The sequence below is a fragment of the Actinomadura sp. CNU-125 genome (genome assembly GCF_001942465.1).
In the GTDB taxonomy this organism is placed as follows: domain Bacteria; phylum Actinomycetota; class Actinomycetes; order Streptosporangiales; family Streptosporangiaceae; genus Spirillospora.
In genome coordinates this window covers 36,259-58,582 of sequence record NZ_MKJY01000233.1, presented here as the reverse complement: position 1 = coordinate 58,582, position 22,324 = coordinate 36,259, and the positions used below count along the sequence as shown (strand labels likewise).

The following is a 22,324-nucleotide window of genomic DNA, read 5'->3' as shown; positions in this document are numbered from 1 at the left end:
TGGGCGTTGGCCGCCTCGGGACGGTTCAGCGTGATGACCGCGACGCCGTCGGCGGCCTCGTACAGGATCTGGTCCATCGCGTCTCCTTGTCTGGGGCTCATCTGGGCAGGCCGAGGACGCGCTCGGCGATGATGTTGCGCTGGATCTCGGACGTGCCGCCCGCGATCGTCCCGGCGAAGCTGCGGGCGTACCTTTCGAACCAGCTCGACGAGAACGGCTCGGCGTTCATGTGGTTGGGCGGGGAGGTCCGCTCCGGGTGGACGAGCCCTTCGGCGCCGCGCTCCTCCAGGGCGTGCAGCGACGCGGCCTGGACCGCCTCGGAGCCGAGGAGCTTGAGCACCGACAGCTCCGCCGGATCGCCCGCGCCGCCGAGGGCGCGGTAGCCGAGCAGCCGCAGCGCCTGCAGGTCCATCTGCAGCGTCGCGTACCACTCCCGGTCGCTGGGCGCGTCCCGGACCAGGTCCTCCAGCCGCTCGGCGAAGCTCAGCCACAGCAGCGTCCGCTCGTGGCCGAGGGAGCCGTGGGCGACGCCCCAGCCCTTGTTCAGCTCACCGATCAGGTTCTCTTTCGGCACCCGCACGTCGGTGAAGAAGACCTCGTTGAAGTCGAGGTCGTCGGGATCGGCGATGGACCCGAACGGGCGGCGCACCAGGCCCGGCGAGTCGGTGGGGATCAGCAGGACGCTGATGCCCTTGTGCTTGGGCGCGTCCGGGTCGGTGCGGACGAACGTCAGCACGACGTCGGCGTCGTGGGCGCCCGACGTCCACACCTTCTGCCCGTTGACGACGAACTCGTCGCCGTCGAGGACCGCCCTGGTCCGCAGCCCCGCGAGGTCGGACCCGGCGCCCGGCTCGCTCATCCCGAGCGCCGCGGTGATCTCGGCCCGCAGGATGCGGACGGCCCAGCTCCGCTTCTGCTCGGCGGTCCCGAACGTGAGGATCGACGCGGCGATGATGCCGAGGCCCTGCGGGTTCCAGCTGTGGTAGATCCGCCGCCGGGACAGCTCCTCCAGGTGCGCGAGCTGCTCGGGCAGCGTCGCGTCGCGCCCGCCGAACTCCGGCGGGTTGCCCGGCAGGAGCCAGCCCGCGTCGAACAGCGTCCGCTGCCACCGCCGCGCCCACTCCGGGACGTCCGCGCTCGACTTCGACCGCGGCACCGCCTCGGCCTCGGTCGGCAGGTGCGCGTCCAGGAACGCGGAGAACTCGGCGCGGAACGCCTCGACCCGGGGGTCGGAACCCAGCCTCATCGCAGCAGCGCCTTCCTGTGCTCGGCCGCCGTCCCCAGCAGCAGGTCGCAGGCTTTCGCCCGCTTGAGATGGATCTGCAGCTCGTTCTCCCAGGTGAATCCCATGGCCCCGTAGAGCTGGAGGCCGTTACGGAACACCACCCGCTGGCACTCGCCGGCCGCGGCCTTGGCCATCGCCGCCGCGCGGCCGCGGCGCGGGTCGTCCTCGGCGATCGTCAGGGCGGAGAAGTAGGCCAGCGCCCGGGCTCGCTCGATGGCGACGTGCATGTCGGCCGCCTTGTGCTTGACGGCCTGGAACGAGCCGATGGGGACGCCGAACTGGTGCCGGTCCTTCACGTGCGCGACGACCATGTCCAGGATGCGGCGGCAGCTCCCGACCGCGGTGATCGCAAGGCCCATCAGCGCGAGGTCGGGGACCCCGGCGGCGAGGCCCGGCCCGTCCGGCCGCGCCGTCACGTGGGCGAGGTGCAGGGTGGGGTCGAAGGTGTCGGCGCGCTCGGCGGCCACGTCGGCGCCGTCCACGATCACGACGCCGTCCGCCGTGACCAGCGCGATCTCGTCCGCCCGGTCGGCGTCCAGGACGAACCGGCCGGTCCCGTCGCACACCGCCGTCCCCGAGCCGCGCGGCGGCCGTCCGGCGAGCGGGGCGAACCAGGTCGCGGTGGCGAGGAACGGGGTCGGGTCCGCGACGTACCCGAGCTCCTCCAGCACGATCGCCAGCTCCACCGGCGGGGCGTCCAGCCAGCCCAGCTCACGGTAGGCGGCCCACAGCTCGTCCTCGGGGCGCGACCGCGACTTGGCGACCGTCTCGCGGACCATCTGCTGGAGCAGCCGCTGGTCCTCATCGAACTCGAACTCCATGCGCGCGAGAATATCATTCTCTTTCTTTGTAAGTAAGAGTCTCATATTTCGCCTTACGCGAGTATCATCTGCGAGATGTCCGAGGTCGCGGAAGAACCCGCCTGGCGCCGACGCGCGGTCGAGCGCTCCACCCGAGCCGCCAAACTCCGCGCCGAGCAGCGCGTGCAGCGCTTCCTCGACGCCGCGCAGGAGCTGATGGCGGAGAAGGGGACGACCGACTTCACCGTGCAGGAGGTGGTCGATCGTTCCAAGCAGTCGCTGCGCAGCTTCTACCAGCACTTCGACGGCAAGCACGAGCTGCTGCTCGCCCTGTTCGAGGACGCCCTGGTCGTCGGGGCGGCCGAGGTCCGCAAGGCCGCCGAGGAACGGCGCGGTCCGCTGCCGCGCCTGCAGGCCGCGGTCGAGACCCTGTACGGGCAGTGCTGCCCTCCGGGGGTCCGCCGCCCGCTTTTCAGCGACTTCGCCCTGCAACTGCTCGTCACGCACCCGCCCCAGGTGGCGGCCGCGCACCGCCCCATGCTGGACGTCTTCACCGAACTCGTCGAGGACGCCGCCGCGGCGGGCGTCCTGCGGTCGGGCCGCCCGCGCCGCCAGGCGGCCCTGGTGATGCAGACGGTCATCTTCTCCGCGCACAGCAGCGGCGGCACCGGCGGCCCCGCCGGTCCGGTGACCGCGCCGGAGATCTGGCAGTTCTGCCTGCGCGGCATCTCCGCCGGCGGAGAGTAGCCGGGCCCGCCGGTGCCGGCGGCGCCCGGCCCCCGGGCTCAGGCCGTCGCCCGCCCCTCCGCCTGCGCCTCCGCCTGCGCGGCGGGCTCGCGCTCGGGACGCCAGAACGCGGCGAGCAGACCGGCCGTCGCCACGATCCCCACGCCGAGCGCGATGCCGCCGCCCGCCCAGCCCGTGATCTCGATGTCGGCCGCGGCGTCGATCGAGATCGAGCCCGGCCCCAGCGTCCCCAGCGCGACGCACGCGACCGCCAGCACGAGGACGTACTCGTAGCCGTCCTTGAACACGAAGAATCCGTTGGACCGGTGGGCGAGCAGTCCCGCGACGAGCATCACCGACACGATCGCCGCGCAGGCCAGAGGCGTCAGCAGGCCCACGACGAGCAGCGCGCCCGCGCCGATCTCGGTGAGCACGCTCAGCCACGCCTGCAGCTTGCCGTGCCGCAGCCCGAGCCCCTCGAACCAGCCCGCGGTGCCCTCGATCCGGCCACCGCCCCGCCAGTGATTGTGGCCGTGCAGGATCATCGTGATCCCCACGACCAGCCGCACGGCCAGCAGGGCCACCGCCTCGGCTTCCGGCATCTCATTCTCCTGTCTGGTCGTCATCGGACGTGACGTCGGATCGGGTGCTCGCCGACGCGCACTCCTCGGCGAACGCCAGCGCCTTCAGGTGGTAGGCCGCCGCCGCGAACCCGAGGCTCAGGTTGTGGCCGCCGCCGGCCTGCTCGTCGGCGAGGACGCGCGGCGACCGGGTGAACAGCGCCGCGACGTCGTCCAGCGCGGCCCGGCCCGGACTCCACACGGTCTCGTGCTCGGCGAGGGTGTAGCGGACGGGGACCCGCACCCGGGCCGCCAGCTCCGGCAGGCGGGACGGCCAGGGCGGCACCACGTCGCCCTCGTACGCGGGCGACCGCGACTGCAGGGCCGGATGCCCGATGACGTCCTCCGGGTACAGGTGCGAGGGCCCCCAGATGAGGTCGCGGATCGCCCCGGGCGGCGGGAGCCGGTTCCCGTTCCCGGGACCGAGGAGCCCGGCGGCGGCCTCGTGGTGCCGCCTGCCGGTGCCGGACATCTCCAGGCCGAGCAGCCCGTCCCCGTTCCCGCGGGCGGCCATCCGGACCGCCAGCTCGCAGCCGATCGAGTGCGCCAGCACGAACAGCCCCGCACCCCGCGGGCCCGGCCCGACGAGCGCGTCCACGGCCCGGTACGCGAGGTCGACCCGCCGCTCGGCGGGCGCCACCCGCTCCGCGTGCGGGGCGGACGCGCCGTAGCCGGGGCGGGCGAGCGCGACGACGGTGAAGCCGAGCGCCGCGCCCGTCCGCAGCAGCGACAGCCGGGGATGCCCGGGCGCGTCGAAGTAGGCGGGGCTCACCGCGCCGTGCAGCGCGAGGACGATCGCGCGCGGCCGCGGCACCGCCGCGACGAGCGCCGACATCGGGACTCCGTCGACGTCGACCACGGCATCGACCACGATGTCGGCCACGGGGGGCGCCGCCGAGCCGCCGGGGGCGTCCCCGTTCGCGCCGCCGTCCCGCGGGGGCGCGTTCCGAGCGCGTTCGCCGAACGTCATGCGTCCGCCCTGAGGAGCATCGTCCCGCCGGGAGTGAGGCCGCCGCTGCTCACGACGGCGACGCGCGCGCCCGGCACCTGCCGTTCCCCGCCCTCCCCGCGCAGTTGCACGACCGCCTCGTGGACCAGCCCCATGCCGTGCGTCCGACCGTGCGACAGCTGCCCGCCGTGGGTGTTCAGCGGCAGGACGCCGTCCCGTGCGATGTTCTTGCCGCCGTCGAGGAAGTCCTTGGCCTCGCCGATGCCGCAGAACCCGAGCGCCTCGATCCAGGAGAGGCAGTTGAGGGTGAACCCGTCGTAGAGCTGCGCGACGTCCACGTCGGACGGCCGCAGGGACGTGCGCGTCCACAGGTGGGCGGCGGGGCCGAGCACCTGCGGCTCGTGGGTCAGCGTGCTCTGGTCCCAGTCGATCCGCTCGGTGATCTGCGTGCCGACCGCCTCCACCAGGACGGGCGGCTTCGCCAGCTCCCGCGCGGCGTCCACCGCCGACACGATCACGGCGACGGCGCCGTCGCAGGGCACATCGCAGTCGTAGAGGCCGAACGGCGTGGTGATCGGCCGCGCCTCCAGGTAGTCGTCCATCGTCATCGGCGAGCGGTAGATCGCCGTCGGGTTGAGGGCGGCGTTCGCCCGCTGGTTCAGCGCGATCCAGCCGAGCGTCTCCCGCGTGGTGCCGTACCGGTGGAAGTGCCGCTGGGCGTTCAGCGCGAGGGTGTGCGCCGCGACGTCGACCCGAACGGCATCCGCCAGCTCGCGGCGCCCTCCACCCGGCCGCCGCCGCCCGCTCCCGCGCCGCCCAGCCGCATCCGCTCCCCGTGCGTGGTCTCCCACAGCGTCCGGAAGCACAGGACGTGGCGGGCGAGCCCGCCCGCCACCGCGAGCATCGCCGCGATCAGCGAGCCGCCCGGCCCGAACGTCTCGATGCCGCCGTTGTACCAGGTCGGATTCAGGCCCAGCGCGGATTCGAGCGCGGTCACGCCGCCCTCGCCGAACCCGCCGACCATGCCCGCGCCGGGATAGGTGGCCAGCCCGTCGATGTCGTCCAGCGTCAGCCCGGCGTCGGCGACGGCGCGCTCGCACGCCTGCACGGTGAGGGACAGCGGATCCACCATCAGGCGGCGGCCGAGTTCGGACGCGCCGATGCCGGTGAGGGCGACCCGGTCCTCGAACTTGTCGGCGGTGAGCATCGGACGGACGCGGCTCGCCATCCGTTCCGGTTCGACCTCGTCAGCGGGGAGTTCGGCGGGCGCCGCGCCCTGGTCCGCGGCGGGCCGGAAGAGCGGCAGCCACACGTCCTCGGCCTGCTCGAACACGACCTCCATCCGCATGCCGAGCTTCAGTTCGGCCGGGTCGCATTCGACGGCGTTGGTCGTGAGGCGCACGCGCGGGTCGTCTTCGAGGGCGACGTGGGCCACGACGTAGGGCGCCGGGAGGCCGGGGAGGCTGAACCGGTGGTTGACGGTGAACCCGATGAGGGTCGCGAACCCCGAGACGCCCCGCACGCCCATCTTCGTGCCGCGGCAATACCGGCATACCGGTTGCGGCGGGTGGATCAGGGCCGCGCACGCCTCGCACTCCTGCACGCGCAGCCGCCCGTCCGCACCGGACGTCCAGAAGAACTCGGTCTCGGGGGTGAGCCGGGGCAGGGGCCGCCCCGGGACGCCGCCCGCATCGCCACCGGTCGCGCTGCCGCCCACGGGGCCTCCTCACTCCATGCCGCCCGACGCCATGCCGCCCGCACTCCCGCGTCATGGCCTTCAAGTGCATTGAATTGTCGTTCATTTTCCTGGATCGTCGTTGATCCTACTGATGCGAGGCTCATCTGTGAACAGCGAGGCGATCGGGGCGCACGGCGCACGGGACCGCGGTCAGGACTGGTCAGGACTGGTCAGGACTTCGCCGCGGCCCCGGCACCGGCCGGGACGGCGCTGCCGGCGGCCTCCTCGCCCGGACCGCCGGTCGCCGGGCGGCGGCCCGGGATCGTCAGCGCGATCAGCGCGGAGACCAGCGCGGCGCCGCAGCCGATCAGCAGGCCGACGCGGAATCCGTTCTCCGACGGCAGGGCGTGCCCGCCCATCGTGACGGTCATCTCGGCGAGGACGACGCCGACCACGGCCGCCGCGACCGACGTGCCGATCGAGCGCATCAAGGTGTTGAAGCTGTTGGCCGAGGCGGTCTCCGAGCGCGGCACCGAACTCATGATCAGCGCGGGCATGGCCCCGTACGCGAAGCCGACGCCGATGCTGATGACGCAGGTGAACGCGACCACGCCCCACGTCGAGCCCGTCAGCAGCACCGAGGAGCCGTAGCCGAGCGCGATGATCAGCGCACCGACGCAGAGCGTCACCTTGGGCCCGCGCGCGGCCGACAGCCGGGCGCCCAACGGGGAGACCAGCATCATCATCAGGCCGCCCGGTGCCATCCACAGCCCGGCGGCCAGCATCGACTGGCCGAGGCCGTACCCGACGGCCTCCGGGATCTGCAGCAGTTGCGGGGCGATCAGCGCCTGCGCGTACATCGCGAAGCCGATCATGATCGAGGCCGCGTTCGTCAGCAGCACGGGACGGCGGGCGGTGACGCGCAGGTCGACCAGCGGGTCGCGCGCCCGCATCTCCCAGAGGCCCCAGAGGACGAAGAGGACGACCGCGCCCGCGAGCAGCCCGATCGTGGCGGCGCTCGTCCAGCCCCAGTCGGAGCCCTTGGACACGCCGAGCAGGAAGCACACCAGCCCGCCGCCCAGGCCGACGGCGCCCACGGCGTCGATGCGCCCGCCGCCGCGGGCCGGCACGTCCGGGACCAGGAACCAGATCAGCGCGGCCACCAGCAGGCTCAGCCCGGCCGACCCCCAGAACAGCGCGCGCCAGCTGACGTTCTCGATCACCGCGGCCGACAGCGGCAGCCCGAAGGCGCCGCCGATGCCCATGGACGAGCTCATCAGCGCGATCGCCGACCCCAGCCGCTCGGGCGGCAGCAGGTCGCGCAGCGCGCTGATGCCGAGCGGGATCATGCCCATGCCGACGCCCTGCAGCCCGCGCCCGACGATCATCGGGACCACGGAGCCCGACAGCGCGCAGACGATCGACCCGGCGATCAGCGGGATCATCAGGACGAGCAGCATGCGCCGCTTGCCGTACAGGTCGCCGAGTTTCCCGGTGACCGGCATCGCGACGGCGCCGGCCAGCAGCGTCGCGGTGACCACCCACGCGGCGTTGGACGCCGTGGTGCCGAACAGCCGCGGGAGTTCCCCGATCAGCGGCACCACGAGCGTCTGCATGAGCGATGCGACGATGCCGGCGACGGCCAGCACGCCCACGATTCCTCCGGGCCGCCCCCGGGACGCGGAGACCTCCACGATGCACGCACCTCTTATTCGGTTATCCGGAACGGTTTGGCCTGTGCACCATACATATGGTATGGCGAATGCACAATTTATGCAGGATGCACAGCACTCCGGCTTCCGGATCACGACGGACGGGCACGGCAACGGGCCGGTACGGTCGCCGCGCCGACGACCGCACCGGCCCCTGTGCCCCGGCGGGTACGCGCGCCGGGACGCCGATCAGATCTTGGCCTGTGCCTTCCGGACCGTCACCGGCTCGGCGAGCCCCTGCTCGTCACAGATCCGCTGCATCTGCGCGATGGTCTCGTCGAGCCCCGCCCCCAGCCGCTCGCCGGGGGTGAACGTCGCCGGGAGGTTGCGCATCCCGTTGATGACGCCGATGGTGTCGTAGTGCACCGCGCCCTCGGCGTCGCACCGGTAGTCCGGCATCCGGTCGAGCACCTGCAGCAGCATCCGCTTGAACACCGTGCGCGCGACGTTCGAGCCGATGCACCGGTGGATGCCGATCCCGAAGCTGCTGTGCCGGTTGTTCTTGCGGCCGAGGTCGATCGTGTTCGGCTCCGGGAACACCTCGGCGTCCCGGTTCGCCATCGCCCACGACAGCCAGAGCCGGTCGCCCTCCTTGAAGCGCGTCCCGACCATCTCGCAGTCGGCCGAGATCGTGCGCCCGTCGCCCGGTGCGGGGCTGTAGAAGCGCAGGAACTCCTCGGTCGCCGAGTTCAGCAGGGTGTCGCGCTCGCGGCTGAGCCGGTCGCGCTCCGCGGGGTTCTCCGACAGCCACTCCAGCGCGTGCGCGGTGAGCGCCGTCGTGGTGTCGAACCCGCCGCCGATGATCAGCCCGAGCGCCCCGACCTGGTCCATGAAGTCCGGCGGCTCGCCGTCGATCTTGATCCGTGCGATCTGGTCGATCAGCCCCGGCCGCGGGTTCTTCTGGATCTCGAAGAACTGGCCGACCAGGTGCCGGCCCATGTCCTTGTGCATCTCGGCGACCCGCTCCGCCTCGGGCGTGTTGGGCCGCGTGTACACGGCGGCGTGCACCGGCTCGTTGTAGACGACCCAGTCCTTCAGCGGGATGCCCATCATGCCCAGCGTGAGGACCGCCGGGACGACGTTGGCGAGGTCGTCGACGAAGTCGATGCGGCCGCTCTCGATCTTCTCGTCGAGGCACGCGCGCACCAGCTCGTCGATCACCGGGATCCACCGGTTGATCGCGGCCGGCGACAGGTACGGGTTCAGCGCCTGCCGGTAGTACCGCTGCGCGGGCGGGTCCATTTCCAGGAAGCCGCCGGTGCTCCCCTTGCCCCGTTCGGGCGTGGGAATGGAGATGCCCTGGTAGCCGCGCCGCTCGCCCTTGATGTCATGGTCGTTCGACACCTTGTCGGCGGACCGGGCGAGTTCGAACACCTCGCGGTTGCCCGCCGCGACCCAGTGGCCGCCGTAGGTTTCCGACCACGCGACGGGGCACTTCTCGTGCATCTCCTCCGTGATCGCCTCGAACCGGCCGCGATATTCGGGCGTGTGCCGGTCGAAGTGGTATCGCAGCTGTTTACGATCGTCGTCCTTGACGACGTCATCCGCACCCATATTGCCTTTCTCCAAAGTCACTAGAGGTCGGAGTCATCGCGGCGGGAGCCGGACACCGCGCCGTCAGGAGATGGAGATCGCGCGTTCCGGGCACGAATTGACGGCCTCGATGACCTGCTCCTCCTGGTCCGGCGGGACGTCCTCCTGCACGACGGACGAGTGACCGTCGACGTCCCGGAGCTCGAAGATCTCCGGAGCGATCATCGCGCAGAGCGTGTGGCCCTGGCACCGTTCCGAATCGACGCGCACCTTCACGCTCTTTCCTCCTACCTGTTAATCGGCATCGGTTTCAGACGTGGTAGTCGTGCCACTTCAGATAGCCGCCCGCGTCCACCCGCATCTGCATTCCGGTAACGTACTTCGACTCGTCCGACGCGAGGAAGAGGACGGTGTCGCTGATGTCGCCCGGCTCCACGTAGGAGATCGGGAACGCCTGCTGCACGGCGAACGCCGGCTCGGCGTCCTCGCGGGTCGGGTTCTCGAGGTCCGGACGGAACGAGCGGTACATCGGCGCGCTCTGCAGCATCGGCGTGTTGCAGTTCGTCGGGTGGATCACGTTGATCCGGATCTTGAGCGGCGCGAGGTTGCGGCCGAGTTCGTGCGCGTACTCCGACAGCGCCCGCTTGGTGAACGCGTAGCCGCTGCGCCGGGGTTCGACCCGGGGTTCTGCACCATGCCCATGTTCATCAGCGCCGCCGCCGACCCGGTCGCGATGATCGAGGCGCCCTCGCCGAGGTGCGGCAGCGCGACCTGGATCGCGTTGATCGTCCCGACCAGGTTGACGTTGATGACGTCCGTCCACGCCTGCAAGGGCGGGTTGCCGTGCAGGGGCGCGATGCCGGCCTGCGCGACGACGACGTCCAGCCGGCCGAGCTCGCGGACGCCCCGGTCCACGGCGTCGGCGAGCTGCGCGGCGTCGCGGACGTCGGCCTGCACCGCCACGACGCGCCGTCCGGCGGCCTCGACCAGCCGGGCCGTCTCCTTGAGGTCGTCCGGCGAGGCCAGCTTGTAGCCGACCGTCTCGATGTCCTGGCAGAGGTCGACCGCGATGATGTCGGCGCCCTCCTCGGCCAGCCGCACCGCGTGGCTGCGTCCCTGCCCGCGCGCCGCGCCCGTGACGAACGCGACCTTCCCCTCGACACGTCCCATGTGGCGTCGTCCCTTTCCCGCTCTCACGTCCGGTTGCCGTCAACCGGCGGTAGATGTTGTGGTGCGCTCGCCGGCGGCGGCGTCCAGCGCACCGGCCAGCGCGTCCAGGCCCCCGCCCAGCGCGCCGAGGTCCGCGCCGTGCTCGGCGGCGACCCGCCGCACGACGTCCATGTCCTTGCCGAGGAACCCGCCCACCGCCTCGGCGAACCGCGCCACCGAGCCGCGGGAGGCGACGCCCGCCTGGGCCCGGCTCGCCGCGCTGCGGTGCCCGCGGCGTCGAGCAGGACGGGCTCGTCGACGCCGAACGCCGCGGCGAGCGGGCGCCTCGGCCAGCAGCCCGATCTGGGCGGCGAACACCGCGTTGTTGAGCAGCTTCACGCGCTGGCCCGCGCCGAGCGCGCCGACGTGCAGGACCGGGTCGCCGTAGCAGCGCAGCGCGGGCCGTACCCGGGCCACGGCGTCGTCGGCGCCGCCCACGAAGAGGGAGATCCGCCCGGCCGCGATGTCGTGCGGCCCGCCGCTGACGGGGGCGTCGACCACGTGGACGTCCCGGGCGGCGGCGCGGTCGGCGACGGCCGCGGCGGTGTCGGGGTCGCCGGTGGTGTGGACGACGACGACCGATCCGCGCGGCATCCGGTCCGGCAGCGGGCCGTCTACGCACACCTCCCGGACCTGGGCGTCGTCGAAGACGCTCACCAGGACGGCGTCGGCGTTCTCCGCGGCGTCCGCGGCGGCGGCGACGGGGTGGGCCCCGGCCGCGGCGAGCGCCCGCACCGCCGTCGGCCGTCCGGCCGAGCACGCGGACCTCGTGACCGGCCCGCACGAGGCGGTCCACCATCGGACGGCCCATCCGGCCCGCTCCGACGAATCCGAGGCGCATCGGCTGCTCCTGTTCGCGCGTGGTCGTCGCGGGCCCCGGCACATGGCGGCCGTCCCGGTCGACGTCGATCCCCCGGTGGGGAGACTCAGGTGACCGCGACACTAGCCACGCTCAACGGTTTGAGCAATAGGTCACCTCGATGAACACTGATTCAATCGCCTGATCGAGCATGCATCGGCCGGATGCGGCCGGGGCCGGGCCGCCCTTTTCACCTTGGGGCATCGTTGCTGGTCAGAGTGGTTTTGAGGTGCTGCTGCGGGCCCATCCGCCCGTGCTCCGGGACGGTCTCGCGGGTCGTGCACGCGCGCCCGTCCGGGGCGTCCCGGGGCTGTTGACTGCCCGACGGTCGGCTGATTTCCTTCGCCGTGGGACGCCCCGTGCCCGGAGCGCGCGCTCCCGTCCGTCCACGCACGCACCCCGGCGGCACCCCAGCGGCAGGCCTTCGCACAGGCGGCGCGGCCTGCGCCGCCACGCCGACGCCGACGCCGAGATCGCAGAACGTTTCAGACACTCCGTCCGAGGAGGAACGCCGATGAGCGGACCGACATCCACCCCCCAGCCCGGAACATCGCCCGGGAGCACGCCCGCGGCGAAGGCGCGCGTCGGCTTCGTCGGGCTGGGCAGCCAGGGCGGGCCGATGGCGCGCCGGATCGTCGAGGCCGGGCATCCGACAACGCTGTGGGCGCGCCGCCCCGGCTCCCTCGAACCGTTCGCCGACACCGCCGCGAAGGTCGCCGAGTCCCCCGCCGCGATGGCCGCGGACTGCGACGTCGCCTGCGTCTGCGTGATCGACGACGCCGACGTCGAGCAGGTCGTCACCGGCGAGAACGGCATCCTGTCCGGGCTCGCGGAGGGCGGCGTGATCGTCGTGCACAGCACCGTGCACCCCGACACCTGCCGGCGGCTCGCCGACGCGGCCGCCGCGCGCGGCGTGTCCGTGGTCGACGCGCCGGTCAGCGGCGGCGGCCAGGCGGCCGCCGAGGGGCACCTGCTGGTGATGGCGGGCGGCGACGCGGCGGCCGTCGAGCGCTGCCGGCCGGTGTTCGCGACGTACGCCGACCCGATCGTCCACCTCGGCCCGCTCGGGTCCGGGCAGCTGACCAAGCTGCTCAACAACGTGCTGTTCACGGCGAACCTCGCGACGGCGGCGGGCGCGCTCGCGCTCGGCCGGTCGCTGGACATCGACCCGGCCCGGCTCGCCGAGGTCGTCTCCCACGGCAGCGGGACGAGCTTCGCGCTCGGGCGGGTCGCGGCGGCGGGCGGCACGCTCGACCCGATGGCGTCCCGCGCGGGCGCCCTGCTCCAGAAGGACGCGCGGCTGCTGGCCGCGGTCGCCGAGGCGGCGGGCGTCCCGGCGGGACCGGTCATGCGGGCGGCCGACGACGCCCTGGGGATCATGGAACATCCCAGGTAGCGGGGCACGCGGCCGGTTCCCGGACCGATGCGGCATTGACCATCTCCGCTTGCGAGATTAACGTTCTCGTTATTCGAGAGCGAGGTGCGAGCACATGCCCGAGACGCCGCATGACGACCCGGCCGTCCCGCCGGTGGACGGACGGGACGGACGGCCGCGGTACCGCGTCGTCCAGTGGGCCACCGGGAACATCGGCACGCGGGCGCTGCGCGCGGTGATCGAGCACCCGACCCTGACGTTGGCCGGAACGTACGTCCACTCTCCGGCCAAGGCGGGGAAGGACGCCGGGGAGCTGTGCGGCCTCGGCCCCACCGGCGTCGCCGCCACCGGCGACGTCGGCGAGATCCTGGCCTCGCGGCCGGACTGCGTCCTGTACATGCCGCGGGCCTGCGACTTCGACACGGTGTGCCTGCTGCTGGAGGCGGGCGTGAACATCGTGACGACGCGCGGCGAGTTCCACCGCCCGGACAGCATCGACCCCGACGTCCGCAAGCGGGTCGAGGCGGCCTGCGAGCGCGGCGGCGCCTCGATCCACAGCACCGGAAGCAGCCCCGGGTTCATCACCGAGGCCGTCCCGCTGGTGCTCACCTCGATCCAGCGGCGGCTCGACCGGCTGACGATCAGCGAGTTCGCCGACCTGTCCAAGCGCGACTCCCCCGGGCTGCTGTTCGACGTCATGGGGTTCGGCAAGCCGCCCGCCGAGATGGACGAACGCCGGCTGTCCCACGGGCGCGTCAGTTTCGGCCCGTCCCTGGAACTCGTCGCCGACGCACTCGGGCTGCCGCTGGACTCGCTGGAGGCGTCCGGGGAGGTCGCGACCGCGCCCCGCACGATCCGCATCGCCGCCGGGGAGATCCCGGCGGGGACCGTGGCCGGCCAGCGCATCACGGTCGACGGCGTCCGCGACGGGCGGCCCCTGCTGCGCTTCCGCGCCACCTGGTACTGCACCACCGACCTCGACGCCGACTGGGACGTCCGGGACACCGGCTGGCACATCGCGATGGAGGGCGACACGCCCCTGGACGTCGACCTGCGGTTCCCCGTGCCGCTCGACCGGATGGCCGCCACCACCCCCGGCTACACCGCGCACCGCGCCGTCAACGCCGTCCCGTTCGTCTGCGCCGCCGAGCCGGGCATCCGCACGACCGCCGACCTGCCGCAGATCGTCGCCGCGCTCGGCTGAGCGCGGCCCGCCCGCCGACCACCGGTCCCCCGGTGTCACCGAGTCCGAGGAGCAGCCCTTGAGCGTCACCGACGCGCATCCGTCCCGTTTCGAGCAGGGCATGGCGACCCGCCGGGAGGTGCTCGGCGCCGAGCACGTGGAGCGTTCCATGGCGGGCGTGAGCGAGTTCGCGCGGCCCGTCCAGGAACTGGTCACCGAGTACTGCTGGGGCGCGGTGTGGACCCGCGACGGCCTGGACCGGCGCACCCGCAGCCTGATCAACCTCGGGATGCTGACGGCGCTCGGCCGCGACCACGAGTTCGCGGTGCACGTCCGCGCGGCGGTCACCAACGGCTGCACCGTGGAGGAGATCCGGGAGGCGCTGCTCCAGACGGCGGTGTACTGCGGCGTCCCGGCGGCGATGCAGTCGTTCCGGACCGCCGAGCGCGTGCTCGACGAACTGCGCGGCGCGGAGGGGCGGCAGGACCATGAGTGAGCGCGCGCCGATCCGCACGGTCGGGTTCGTGGGCCTCGGCCACATGGGGCGTCCGATGTCCGGGCGGCTGGCGGAGGCCGGGCTGCGGGTGCTCGGCCACGACCCCGCGCCGCCGCCCGCCGCCGCCCTCCCGGACGGCCTCGTTCTCGTCGGATCGCCCGCCGACGCCGCCAGAGGCGCCGACGCCGTGGTGCTCATGCTGCCGAACAGCGACATCGTCGAGGGCGTCGTCGACGGGCTGCTCGACGTGCTCGAAGCGGGCCCGACGCTGCTCGACATGGGGTCGAGCCGTCCGCTGTCCACGCAGAAGGTCGCGGCCCGCGCGGCGGAGCGCGGCGTCGCGTTCGTCGACGCGCCGGTCTCCGGCGGGGTGAAGGGCGCCGAGGGCGGGACGCTCACGATCATGGCCGGGGGCGCCGCCGCCGACGTCGACCGCGTCCGGCCGGTCCTGGACGTGCTCGGCGGCGCCGTCGTGCACGCCGGGGAGGTCGGGGCCGGGCACGCCCTCAAGGCGTTCAACAACCTCCTGTCGGCCTCCCACCTGCTCGCGACCGCCGAGGTCATGCGGGCGGGGAGCCGCTTCGGCCTCGACCCGGCGGTGATGATCGACGCCATCAACCGGTCGAGCGGCCGCTGCGCGTCCACCGAGGTCAAGTGGCCGAACTTCGTCCTCAACGACCGCTACGACTCCGGGTTCGGGCTGTCGCTGATGCTCAAGGACATCCGGATCGCGGCCGAACTGGCCGAGGCGCAGGGCACCCCGCTGCCCTTCGGCCGGGCCGCCGTGGAACTGTGGGCGGCGGCGGCCGAAGACCTCGGTCCCGACGCGACCAGACCGACATCGCCCGCTGGGCGGGCCGGTCGTCCGGCGGGTGAAGGCGCTCGCGGCGGCGGGATGACGGGATCGCGCGATAACGTCGGGGCCGTGCGGCTTCATGTGGGATGCGCGATGTGGAACCTCGCCCCGTGGCAGGGGCGCTACCTGCCTCGCGCGCTGCCCGCCGACGAGCGCCTGCGCGCCTACGCGTCGTGGTGCAACGCGGTCGAGGGCAACACGACCTTCTACGCGACCCCGTCGCGGGACGCGGTCGAATCGTGGGCGCGGCAGACGTCCCCCGACTTCCGCTTCGTGTTGAAGCTCCCGAAACCGGTCACGCACGGGAGCAGGCTGGCGGGCGCCGACGACGAACTGCGCGCGTTCCTCGACGCGATCGAGCCGCTCGGCCCGCGCGCCCACGCGCTGTGGGTGCAGTTGCCGGGCTCGTTCGGGCCGGGCGACGTCGGGACGCTCGTGCGGTTCCTCCGGCGGCTGCCCGCGTCGCACCGGTACGCCGTCGAAGTGCGGCACCGCGCGTTCTTCGAGGACGCCCGGGCCGCGGGGCTCCTGGAGCGGGCGCTCCGCGAGACGGGCGCCGAATGGGTCCCCTTCGACACCACCACCCTGTTCCGGACCCCGCCGACCAGCGACGCCGAACGGGACGCGTGGCTGAAGAAACCGCGGATGCCGCGGCGCGCGGCCGCGCTGACCGGCCGTCCGATCGTCCGCTACCTCGGCCGCGACGACGCCGACCGCACCGTCGAGGGCTGGCGGGACTGGGCCGCGACGGTCGCCGGCTGGCTGCGCGAGGGCCGCACGCCGACCGTGTTCGTCCACACCCCCGACAACGCCGAGGCGCTCGAACTCGCCCGGCGCTTCCACGACGAGGTGCGGGCGCTGGTGCCCGAACTGGAGCCGCTGCCGGAGCCGGAGCCCGCCGGGCCGCCGACGCTCTTCTGACGGATCGCCCGCACCGACGGGTCAGCGGCCCGCGCGTCCGGCCGAGTCGGCGATCTCCCGGTCGGCGACCTCGCGGTCCTGCCAGCCCCGGACGTCCGCGCTCTTGCCCGGTTCGAGGCTCTTGTAGATGTCGAAGAAGTGGCCGATCTCGTCGAGGATGTACCCGTGGACGTCGTCCAGGTCGCGGATGCCCTCGTAGCGGACGTCGCGGGCCGGGACGCCGAGGATCTTCGCGTCCGGGCCCTTCTCGTCCAGCATCCAGAAGACCCCGACGCTGCGGACGGTGACCTGGCAGCCGGGGAACGTCGGTTCCTCCAGCAGGACCATCGCGTCGAGCGGATCGCCGTCCTCGGCCACGGTGCCCGGGATGTAGCCGTAGTCGACCGGGTACTGCGTCGAGGTGAACAGCATGCGGTCCAGCCGGATCCGCCCGAGCCGGTGATCCATCTCGTACTTGTTCCGCGATCCACGCGGAATCTCGACGATCATCTCGGTTTCCACCGGTTCCCCCTCGCGACGCGCTCTCATCAGGGAGTTCGCCGCTGAGAACGTCCCGAAACCGGTTCGGTCACGCCGATCCGCCGATGAACGCGGCGGCCGTCCGGGCGGCGAGTGCGCGGAGCCAGGTGTGCGCGGCGTCGTGCGTGTGCACGGGATGCCACCACAGCGCCTCCTGGACCGGCACCGCCTCGAACGGGCACGGCAGCGCGCGGACGGCGGCGACGGGCGCGAGGAGTCCGGCGAGCCGGCGCTGGATCAGCGCGAGCCGCCGGGTCCCCGCGACGAGCGACGGCATCAGCTGGAAGTTCTGCACCGACACCTCCACGCGGGGCTCCAGGCCGAGCATGCTGAGCTGCCTCGCCGCCGGGGCATCGTAGGGCCGCTGGTAGACCACCCACGGCAGGCGGGCGAGGTCGTCGAGGGTGAGGGCGTCGCCGATCTCGGGATGGTCGGCGGCCACGAGGCACACCCACTCGTCCCGGTACAGCTCGACGGTGGGGAAGCCGCTGATCACGCCGTGCGGCATCAGCAGCCCGTCCACGGCGCTGAGCAGCGCGTCGGTGTTCTCGCCGATCTCCGGGCCGACCTGCCGGAACGTCAGCCGGACCCCGGGCGCCGCCGCGTGCACGGCGCGGGCGAGCGCCGCACCGAACACCGCCACCGCGTAGTCGGACGCCATGATCGTGAACTCGCGCCGTTCGGTCGCGGGATCGAACTCCGCGCGGCTGGTGAACAGGCGCTCCAGCAGCACGCAGGCGTTCGCGGCGGGCGCCTGCAGGGCCGCGCCGAGCGGCGTCGGCTCGTAGTTGTTGCCCGTCCGGACCAGCAGCTCGTCGCCGAAATGGCGGCGCAGCCGGGCGAGCGCCGCGCTGGTCGCGGGCTGGCTGAGGCCGATGCGCCGCCCCGCCCGGGTGACGTTGCGCTCCTCCAGCAGGGCGCGCAGGGCCACGAGCAGGTTCAGGTCGAGGCTGGCCAGGTTCACGGCGGAAGCATCCATTCGCTCTATGGATAACAGGCATCTGGGGAATCGATTTCCCAGATTACGCCCGGGTGCCCCAAGGTTAATGGCATCGCTAGGAGGGACGTCGTGGACATCGCCGTGGAAACACTGCCCGCCGACCGGTTCGGGGTCGGCACCTTCTCCGCCGGGGACGGCCCCGCGTTCCCGGGGCTGGTCACCTCGACCGTGTCGCCGACCTGCGCACGGTGCCCGGGCTCGCCGCCTTTCGGACCGTCCGGGACCTGCTGGAACGCTGGGACGACGTGCTGCCGCTACTGCACGCCGCGGACCCCGGGCCGCTGCCGCTCGGCGAACTGCGCGTGCACGCCCCCCTCGAACCCCGGCAGATCATCCAGTCGGGCGCGAACTACCGCACGCACGTCATCGACCTCGCCGTCGCGCTCGACCGGCGGCCGGGCGCCCGGCCGACCGCGTCCGCGCCGAGACGGCCGCGATGATGGACCGGCGCGCCGCCGAGGACGAACCGTACGCGTTCATCGGCCTGCCCTCGTCCGTCACCGGGCCCTACGACGACGTGGTGATCCCGTCGTGGTGCACCAAGCCCGACTGGGAACTCGAACTGGCCGCGGTGATCGGCCGCCCCGCCTACCGGGTGTCCCCGGCCGACGCCCTCGCGCACGTCGCCGGGTACACGATCGCCAACGACGTGACGGCCCGCGAACTCGTCTTCCGCCGCGACATGCCCGAGATCGGCACCGACTGGCTCCGCGCCAAGAACGCCCCGACCTTCACGCCCCTCGGGCCCTACCTGGTCCCGGCCGGGTTCGTCGACCCGTCCGGCCTGCGCGTCACCCTCCGCCTCAACGGCGACGTCATGCAGGACGAGTCCACCGCCGACATGATCTTCGACGTGGCCCGGCTGGTCGCGTACGCGTCGCGGACCACCCGGCTGCTGCCCGGCGACCTCGTCCTCACCGGCAGCCCCGCCGGGAACGGCATGCACTGGGGACGGCTGCTGCGCCCCGGCGACGTCATGGAAGGCACCGTCGGCGGGCTGGGCTCGCAGCGCAACCGATGCGTCGCCGAGGAGGTCTGATGCTCGACCGCACCGACCCGGAGAGCGCGATCGCCGCGGCCGCCGCCGCGTACTCCAACTGGGGACGCTGGGGCGAGGACGACGTCCTCGGCACCGTCAACTTCATCGACGACGCCAAACGGCGCGAAGGGGCCGCGCTCGTCCGGCGCGGCACGTCCTTCTCCCTCTCCCAGCGGTTCGACATGAACGGGCCCCAGAAGGGCTGGCGGCGCCGCACCAACCCGGTGCACACCATGCTCGACACCGGCACCGACGCCGCCCTCGGCAACCAGGGTTTCCCGCACGGGATCGGCGGCGCCGACGACGTCGTGTCGATGCCGCTGCAGTGCTCCACCCAGTGGGACGGCCTCGGCCACATCTTCGACCACGGCCGCGCGTGGAACGGCCGCCCCGCCGAGAAGGTCGTCACCTCCGAAGGCGACCTGGTCACCGGCATCGAGCACATGGCCGCCCCGGTCGCCGGACGCGGCGTCCTGCTCGACGTCGGCCGCGTCGTCGGCGGCGTAGTCGGCGGCGGCGAACTCCCCGACGGCTTCGCGATCACCGAGGAGCACCTGCGGGCCGCCATCGACGCGCACGGCGTCGCCGTCGGCCGCGGCGACATCGTCTGCGTGCGCACCGGCCACCTCTCCCGCGCCCGCCGCGACGGCTGGGGCGACTACGCGGGCGGCCCCGCCCCCGGCCTGTCGTTCACCACCGCGTCCTGGCTGCACCGCACGGAGATCGCCGCGATCGCCACCGACACCTGGGGCTTCGAGGTGCGGCCCAACGAGTTCGACGACGCCTTCCAGCCCCTGCACCAGGTCGTCATCCCGAACATGGGCCTGCTCGTCGGCGAACTCTGGGACCTCGACGCGCTCGCCGAAGACTGCGCGGCCGACGGCGTCCACGAGTTCTGGCTCACCGCGGGCCCCATCCCCGTCACCGGCGCCGTCGCGCCCCCGTCAACCCCATCGCGGTGAAATGAGCGGCGGCGAAATGAAGATCGGTGCGCTGAACATCGACGTCCACGCCCACGTGCTCCTCCCCGCGATCGAAGACGCGGTCGCCGGACGGCCGGGCCACGCGGAGCACCGCGCCCTGGACGCCCGCCGCAACGGCCCCGCGTCCCTGCGGGCGAGCGGCGCGATGATCGGCGAACGTATCGACCGCCTCACCCGCGTCGACGCGCGCCTCACCGACATGGACGCCGCGGAGGTCGACGTCCAGATCGTCAGCCCATCGCCCTCCCACTACCACTACTGGGCGGACCGCGACCTGGCCCGCACCGTGTACCGCCTCGCCAACGAGGGCACCGCCGCCCACTGCGCCGGATCCGACCGGCTGCACGGCCTCGGTCTCGTCCCCCTGCAGCATCCGGACCTCGCCGTCGAGGCGCTCGACCACGCGATGGCGCTCGGCCTGAAGGGCGTCGAGATCTCCTCGCACGCCCCCGGCCGCGAACTGTCGGACCCCGCGCTCACCCCCTTCTGGACTCGCGCCGAAGCGCACGGCGCGGTGGTGTTCGTCCACCCCTTCGGCTGCACGCTCGACGAACGCCTCGACCGCTTCTACCTCTCGAACATCGTCGGGCAGCCCGTCGAGAACGCCGTCGCCCTCTCGCACCTGATCTTCTCCGGCGTGCTGGACCGGCACCCGGCCCTGAAGGTCCTCGCGGCGCACGGCGGCGGCTACCTGCCGACCTACCTCGGCCGCGCCGACCACGGTCACGCGGTGCGCCCCGAGGCGCGCGAGTGCGCCGACGCCCCCGGCGGTTACCTGCGCCGCATCTGGTTCGACTCGCTGGTCTACGAACCGTCCGCGCTGCGGGCCCTGATCGACGCCGCGGGGATCTCCCAGGTCGTCATGGGGTCGGACCACCCGTTCGACATGGGCGTCGAAGACCCCGTCGCCCGAATCCGCGCCGCGCTCCCCGAGGGCCCGGGCCGCGACGCCGTCCTGGGCGGCAACGCCGCCGCGCTCTTCGCCCTGCCGTGACCGTCAGAGTTCGAGGACGAGGCGGGGGCCGCGGGCGCGGGACACGCAGATCATCATGAACCCGCCGTCCGCCCGCTCGTCCTCGGTCAGGACGGAGTCGCGGTGGTCGGGCTCGCCCTCCAGGACGGGCGTCTCGCAGGTCCCGCACGTTCCTTCCCGGCACGAGAACAGCACGTTCACGCCCGCCTTCTCGACCGCCTCCAGGATCGAGCAGCCCGCCGGGACCTCGACCGTCCGCCCGCTCAGCGCCAGCTCGACCTCGAAGGCGTCCCGCGGCCCGGTCTCGGGCCGGGCGGCGAACCGCTCGGTCCGGACGCCCGGCGCCCGCTCCTCCACCGCCGCGATCATCGGCTCCGGACCGCAGCAGTACACGAGCGTCCCGGGCCCGACGTCGCCCAGCGCCGCGTCCAGGTCGAGCAGCCCGAACTCGTCCTGGGGGCGCACCTCGACACGGTTTCCGTAGCGGGACAGTTCGTCGAGGAACGCCATCGCGGCAAGCCTCCGCCCGCCGTACAGCAGCCGCCAGTCCGCGCCCGCCGCCTCGGCCGCCGCGACCATCGGCAGGATCGGCGTGATGCCGATGCCGCCCGCGAGGAAGAGGTACCGGGGGGCTTCCTCGAACGCGAAGTTGTTGCGGGGCCCGCGCGTCCGGAGCCGGTCCCCCGGCCGGACCCGCTCGTGCACGATCGTCGAACCGGGCCCTTCCCGGAGCACCCCCAGCCGCCACGTCCCGTCCCCCGGGTCGCCGCACAGCGAGTACTGCCGCACGACATCACCGTCGAGCAGCACGTCGATGTGCGCCCCGGGCCGCCACGGCGGCAGCCGTCCCCCGTCCGCGGCCCGCAGGGTCAGCCCCACGACGCCGTCGGCGAGGTCCGTCCGCTCGGCGACGACGACCTCGGTCTCCATGGCGTTGCCCGCGGCCACTCGGCCCTCCGTTGCACGACGTCCGGTCACGACGACGATCCCGCCCGGCACCGCCGCACGTCAGCCGAGGTTCCGTCGAACGGAAGAACCCGGGCCCGACGCGACCGCGGGACCCACCGCGATCGATTGCATGTTCGAATACCGACACTTAGGGTGTGACGTCGACCGACGGAAGGACGCAACGATGGACCCCTTCGAGCACCTGCGGGAGATCTGCCTGTCGCTGCCGGAGGCGACCGAGAAACCGTTCGGTGGTCACACCTCCCCTTCCTTCCGCGTCCGGGACAAGCTCTTCGCGATGACGACCGAGGACGGCCTCTCGCTGTGGTTCAAGGCGGGACCCGGCACCCAGGAAGCCCTCATCGCCGAGGACCCCGAACGCTTCTACCGCCCCCCGTACGTCGGCCCCAAAGGCTGGGTGGGCGTGCACCTCGACACCGACCAGGACTGGGACGAACTGGCCGAACTGATCGAAGACAGCTACCGCCTCATCGCCCCGAAACGCCTCTCCGCCCGCCTGGACCAAGAACGGCCGTGATTCCAGACGGCGGATCGGCCCGAGCACGGTTCCGGGCCACCCGAACCTGCAAGGACGTCCTATGGCGGCTTCCGCCGCCCGGCGGCGGCAGCCCGGTTTCCGCCGTAGGCTGCGACCCGACG

General features: G+C 72.9%; 24 protein-coding genes and 2 pseudogenes. 10 read left to right on the top strand and 16 right to left on the bottom strand.

From position 1 onward, the window contains the following. Nucleotides 1-97: 97 nt before the first annotated feature. Nucleotides 98-1,246, bottom strand: a complete 1,149-nt coding sequence (locus BJF79_RS25850) for an acyl-CoA dehydrogenase family protein (protein ID WP_075901182.1) — start codon at nt 1,244-1,246, stop codon at nt 98-100. Next, a complete protein-coding gene (locus BJF79_RS25845) occupies nt 1,243-2,106 on the bottom strand; it encodes an acyl-CoA dehydrogenase family protein (protein ID WP_075901180.1) in 864 nt (287 codons plus the stop codon). Before BJF79_RS25845 ends, BJF79_RS25850 begins: the two co-directional genes overlap by 4 nt. Nucleotides 2,107-2,181: 75 nt before the next feature. Between BJF79_RS25845 and BJF79_RS25840 the strand changes: the two genes are divergently transcribed. Continuing rightward, nucleotides 2,182-2,832 (top strand): TetR/AcrR family transcriptional regulator, encoded by a 651-nt coding sequence (locus BJF79_RS25840; RefSeq protein WP_075901178.1) that lies wholly within the window; start codon nt 2,182-2,184, stop codon nt 2,830-2,832. A 38-nt stretch (nt 2,833-2,870) separates the two neighbouring features. Here the strand turns inward: BJF79_RS25840 and BJF79_RS25835 are convergent, their stop codons facing one another. The 11 genes and pseudogenes from BJF79_RS25835 to BJF79_RS67280 all read right to left on the bottom strand — a co-directional run. Beyond that, entirely contained in the window at nt 2,871-3,413 is a 543-nt protein-coding gene (locus tag BJF79_RS25835) for a DoxX family protein (protein ID WP_075901176.1), read from the bottom strand. Between the two features lies 1 nt (nt 3,414). Beyond that, complete coding sequence (locus BJF79_RS25830) at nt 3,415-4,401, bottom strand: alpha/beta hydrolase (RefSeq protein WP_262402587.1); 987 nt, start codon at nt 4,399-4,401, stop codon at nt 3,415-3,417. Then, nucleotides 4,398-4,982 (bottom strand): thiolase family protein, encoded by a 585-nt coding sequence (locus tag BJF79_RS67285; protein ID WP_410050139.1) that lies wholly within the window; start codon nt 4,980-4,982, stop codon nt 4,398-4,400. The genes BJF79_RS25830 and BJF79_RS67285 overlap by 4 nt, the downstream gene beginning before the upstream one ends. A 119-nt stretch (nt 4,983-5,101) precedes the next feature. Next, entirely contained in the window at nt 5,102-6,097 is a 996-nt protein-coding gene (locus tag BJF79_RS61620; protein WP_262402586.1) for an OB-fold domain-containing protein, read from the bottom strand. A 191-nt stretch (nt 6,098-6,288) separates the two neighbouring features. Further along, a complete protein-coding gene (locus tag BJF79_RS25820; protein WP_262402585.1) occupies nt 6,289-7,707 on the bottom strand; it encodes an MFS transporter in 1,419 nt (472 codons plus the stop codon). A 252-nt stretch (nt 7,708-7,959) separates the two neighbouring features. Continuing rightward, nucleotides 7,960-9,324 (bottom strand): cytochrome P450, encoded by a 1,365-nt coding sequence (locus BJF79_RS25815; RefSeq protein ID WP_075901172.1) that lies wholly within the window; start codon nt 9,322-9,324, stop codon nt 7,960-7,962. A gap of 63 nt (nt 9,325-9,387) precedes the next feature. Then, nucleotides 9,388-9,573, bottom strand: a complete 186-nt coding sequence (locus BJF79_RS25810) for a ferredoxin (RefSeq protein WP_316043433.1) — start codon at nt 9,571-9,573, stop codon at nt 9,388-9,390. Between the two features lie 40 nt (nt 9,574-9,613). Further along, nucleotides 9,614-9,925 (bottom strand): annotated as a pseudogene (locus BJF79_RS61615) (SDR family oxidoreductase); the annotation flags it as partial. Beyond that, complete coding sequence (locus BJF79_RS25805) at nt 9,877-10,473, bottom strand: SDR family NAD(P)-dependent oxidoreductase (protein WP_262402584.1); 597 nt, start codon at nt 10,471-10,473, stop codon at nt 9,877-9,879. The gene BJF79_RS25805 and the pseudogene BJF79_RS61615, both read right to left, overlap by 49 nt. Before the next feature lie 39 nt (nt 10,474-10,512). Next, nucleotides 10,513-11,247 (bottom strand): NAD(P)-binding domain-containing protein, encoded by a 735-nt coding sequence (locus BJF79_RS25800; RefSeq protein WP_262402583.1) that lies wholly within the window; start codon nt 11,245-11,247, stop codon nt 10,513-10,515. Between the two features lie 22 nt (nt 11,248-11,269). Next, a pseudogene (locus BJF79_RS67280) lies at nt 11,270-11,353 on the bottom strand (NAD(P)-binding domain-containing protein); the annotation flags it as partial. A 532-nt stretch (nt 11,354-11,885) separates the two neighbouring features. Between BJF79_RS67280 and BJF79_RS25795 the strand changes: the two are divergent. The 4 genes from BJF79_RS25795 to BJF79_RS61610 all read left to right on the top strand — a co-directional run bounded on the left by BJF79_RS25795 (nt 11,886) and on the right by BJF79_RS61610 (nt 16,202). Next, complete coding sequence (locus BJF79_RS25795) at nt 11,886-12,767, top strand: NAD(P)-dependent oxidoreductase (RefSeq protein WP_083733906.1); 882 nt, start codon at nt 11,886-11,888, stop codon at nt 12,765-12,767. Nucleotides 12,768-12,861: 94 nt separating this feature from the next. Next, a complete protein-coding gene (locus BJF79_RS25790; protein ID WP_083733904.1) occupies nt 12,862-13,950 on the top strand; it encodes a dihydrodipicolinate reductase in 1,089 nt (362 codons plus the stop codon). 58 nt (nt 13,951-14,008) lie between these two features. Further along, the gene (pcaC, locus tag BJF79_RS25785) at nt 14,009-14,425 is read left to right on the top strand and encodes a 4-carboxymuconolactone decarboxylase (protein WP_262402582.1); all 417 of its coding nucleotides are present in this window, start codon (nt 14,009-14,011) and stop codon (nt 14,423-14,425) included. After that, nucleotides 14,418-16,202 (top strand): DUF72 domain-containing protein, encoded by a 1,785-nt coding sequence (locus tag BJF79_RS61610; protein WP_262402581.1) that lies wholly within the window; start codon nt 14,418-14,420, stop codon nt 16,200-16,202. Before pcaC ends, BJF79_RS61610 begins: the two co-directional genes overlap by 8 nt. Nucleotides 16,203-16,223: 21 nt before the next feature. Here BJF79_RS61610 and BJF79_RS25765 read toward each other — a convergent pair whose 3' ends face one another. Together BJF79_RS25765 and BJF79_RS25760 are read right to left on the bottom strand one after the other, a co-directional pair. Beyond that, nucleotides 16,224-16,703, bottom strand: coding sequence for an inorganic diphosphatase (locus BJF79_RS25765; RefSeq protein WP_143220165.1), 480 nt, complete (start codon nt 16,701-16,703; stop codon nt 16,224-16,226). 67 nt (nt 16,704-16,770) lie between these two features. Then, entirely contained in the window at nt 16,771-17,685 is a 915-nt protein-coding gene (locus BJF79_RS25760; protein WP_075901166.1) for a LysR family transcriptional regulator, read from the bottom strand. 224 nt (nt 17,686-17,909) lie between these two features. Here BJF79_RS25760 and BJF79_RS61605 point away from each other — a divergent pair, with 224 nt between their 5' ends. The 4 genes from BJF79_RS61605 to BJF79_RS25745 are packed head-to-tail and all read left to right on the top strand — an operon-like array spanning nt 17,910 to nt 20,737. After that, nucleotides 17,910-18,161 carry a hypothetical protein gene (locus tag BJF79_RS61605; protein ID WP_262402580.1) on the top strand — a complete coding sequence of 84 codons (252 nt, stop codon included), beginning with the start codon at nt 17,910-17,912 and terminating at the stop codon, nt 18,159-18,161. Further along, entirely contained in the window at nt 18,158-18,760 is a 603-nt protein-coding gene (locus BJF79_RS25755; RefSeq protein WP_262402579.1) for a fumarylacetoacetate hydrolase family protein, read from the top strand. Before BJF79_RS61605 ends, BJF79_RS25755 begins: the two co-directional genes overlap by 4 nt. Further along, nucleotides 18,760-19,722: a cyclase family protein gene (locus BJF79_RS25750; RefSeq protein WP_262402578.1), complete on the top strand. Its 963-nt coding sequence runs from the start codon at nt 18,760-18,762 to the stop codon at nt 19,720-19,722. Before BJF79_RS25755 ends, BJF79_RS25750 begins: the two co-directional genes overlap by 1 nt. Nucleotide 19,723: 1 nt before the next feature. Further along, a complete protein-coding gene (locus BJF79_RS25745; protein ID WP_083733902.1) occupies nt 19,724-20,737 on the top strand; it encodes an amidohydrolase family protein in 1,014 nt (337 codons plus the stop codon). A gap of 3 nt (nt 20,738-20,740) precedes the next feature. Here BJF79_RS25745 and BJF79_RS25740 read toward each other — a convergent pair whose 3' ends face one another. Further along, nucleotides 20,741-21,664 (bottom strand): PDR/VanB family oxidoreductase, encoded by a 924-nt coding sequence (locus BJF79_RS25740; RefSeq protein WP_262402577.1) that lies wholly within the window; start codon nt 21,662-21,664, stop codon nt 20,741-20,743. A gap of 184 nt (nt 21,665-21,848) precedes the next feature. On the opposite strand from BJF79_RS25740, the gene BJF79_RS25735 reads away from it, so the two are divergent. Next, complete coding sequence (locus BJF79_RS25735; protein WP_075901162.1) at nt 21,849-22,202, top strand: MmcQ/YjbR family DNA-binding protein; 354 nt, start codon at nt 21,849-21,851, stop codon at nt 22,200-22,202. The last annotated feature ends 122 nt before the right edge of the window (nt 22,203-22,324 follow it).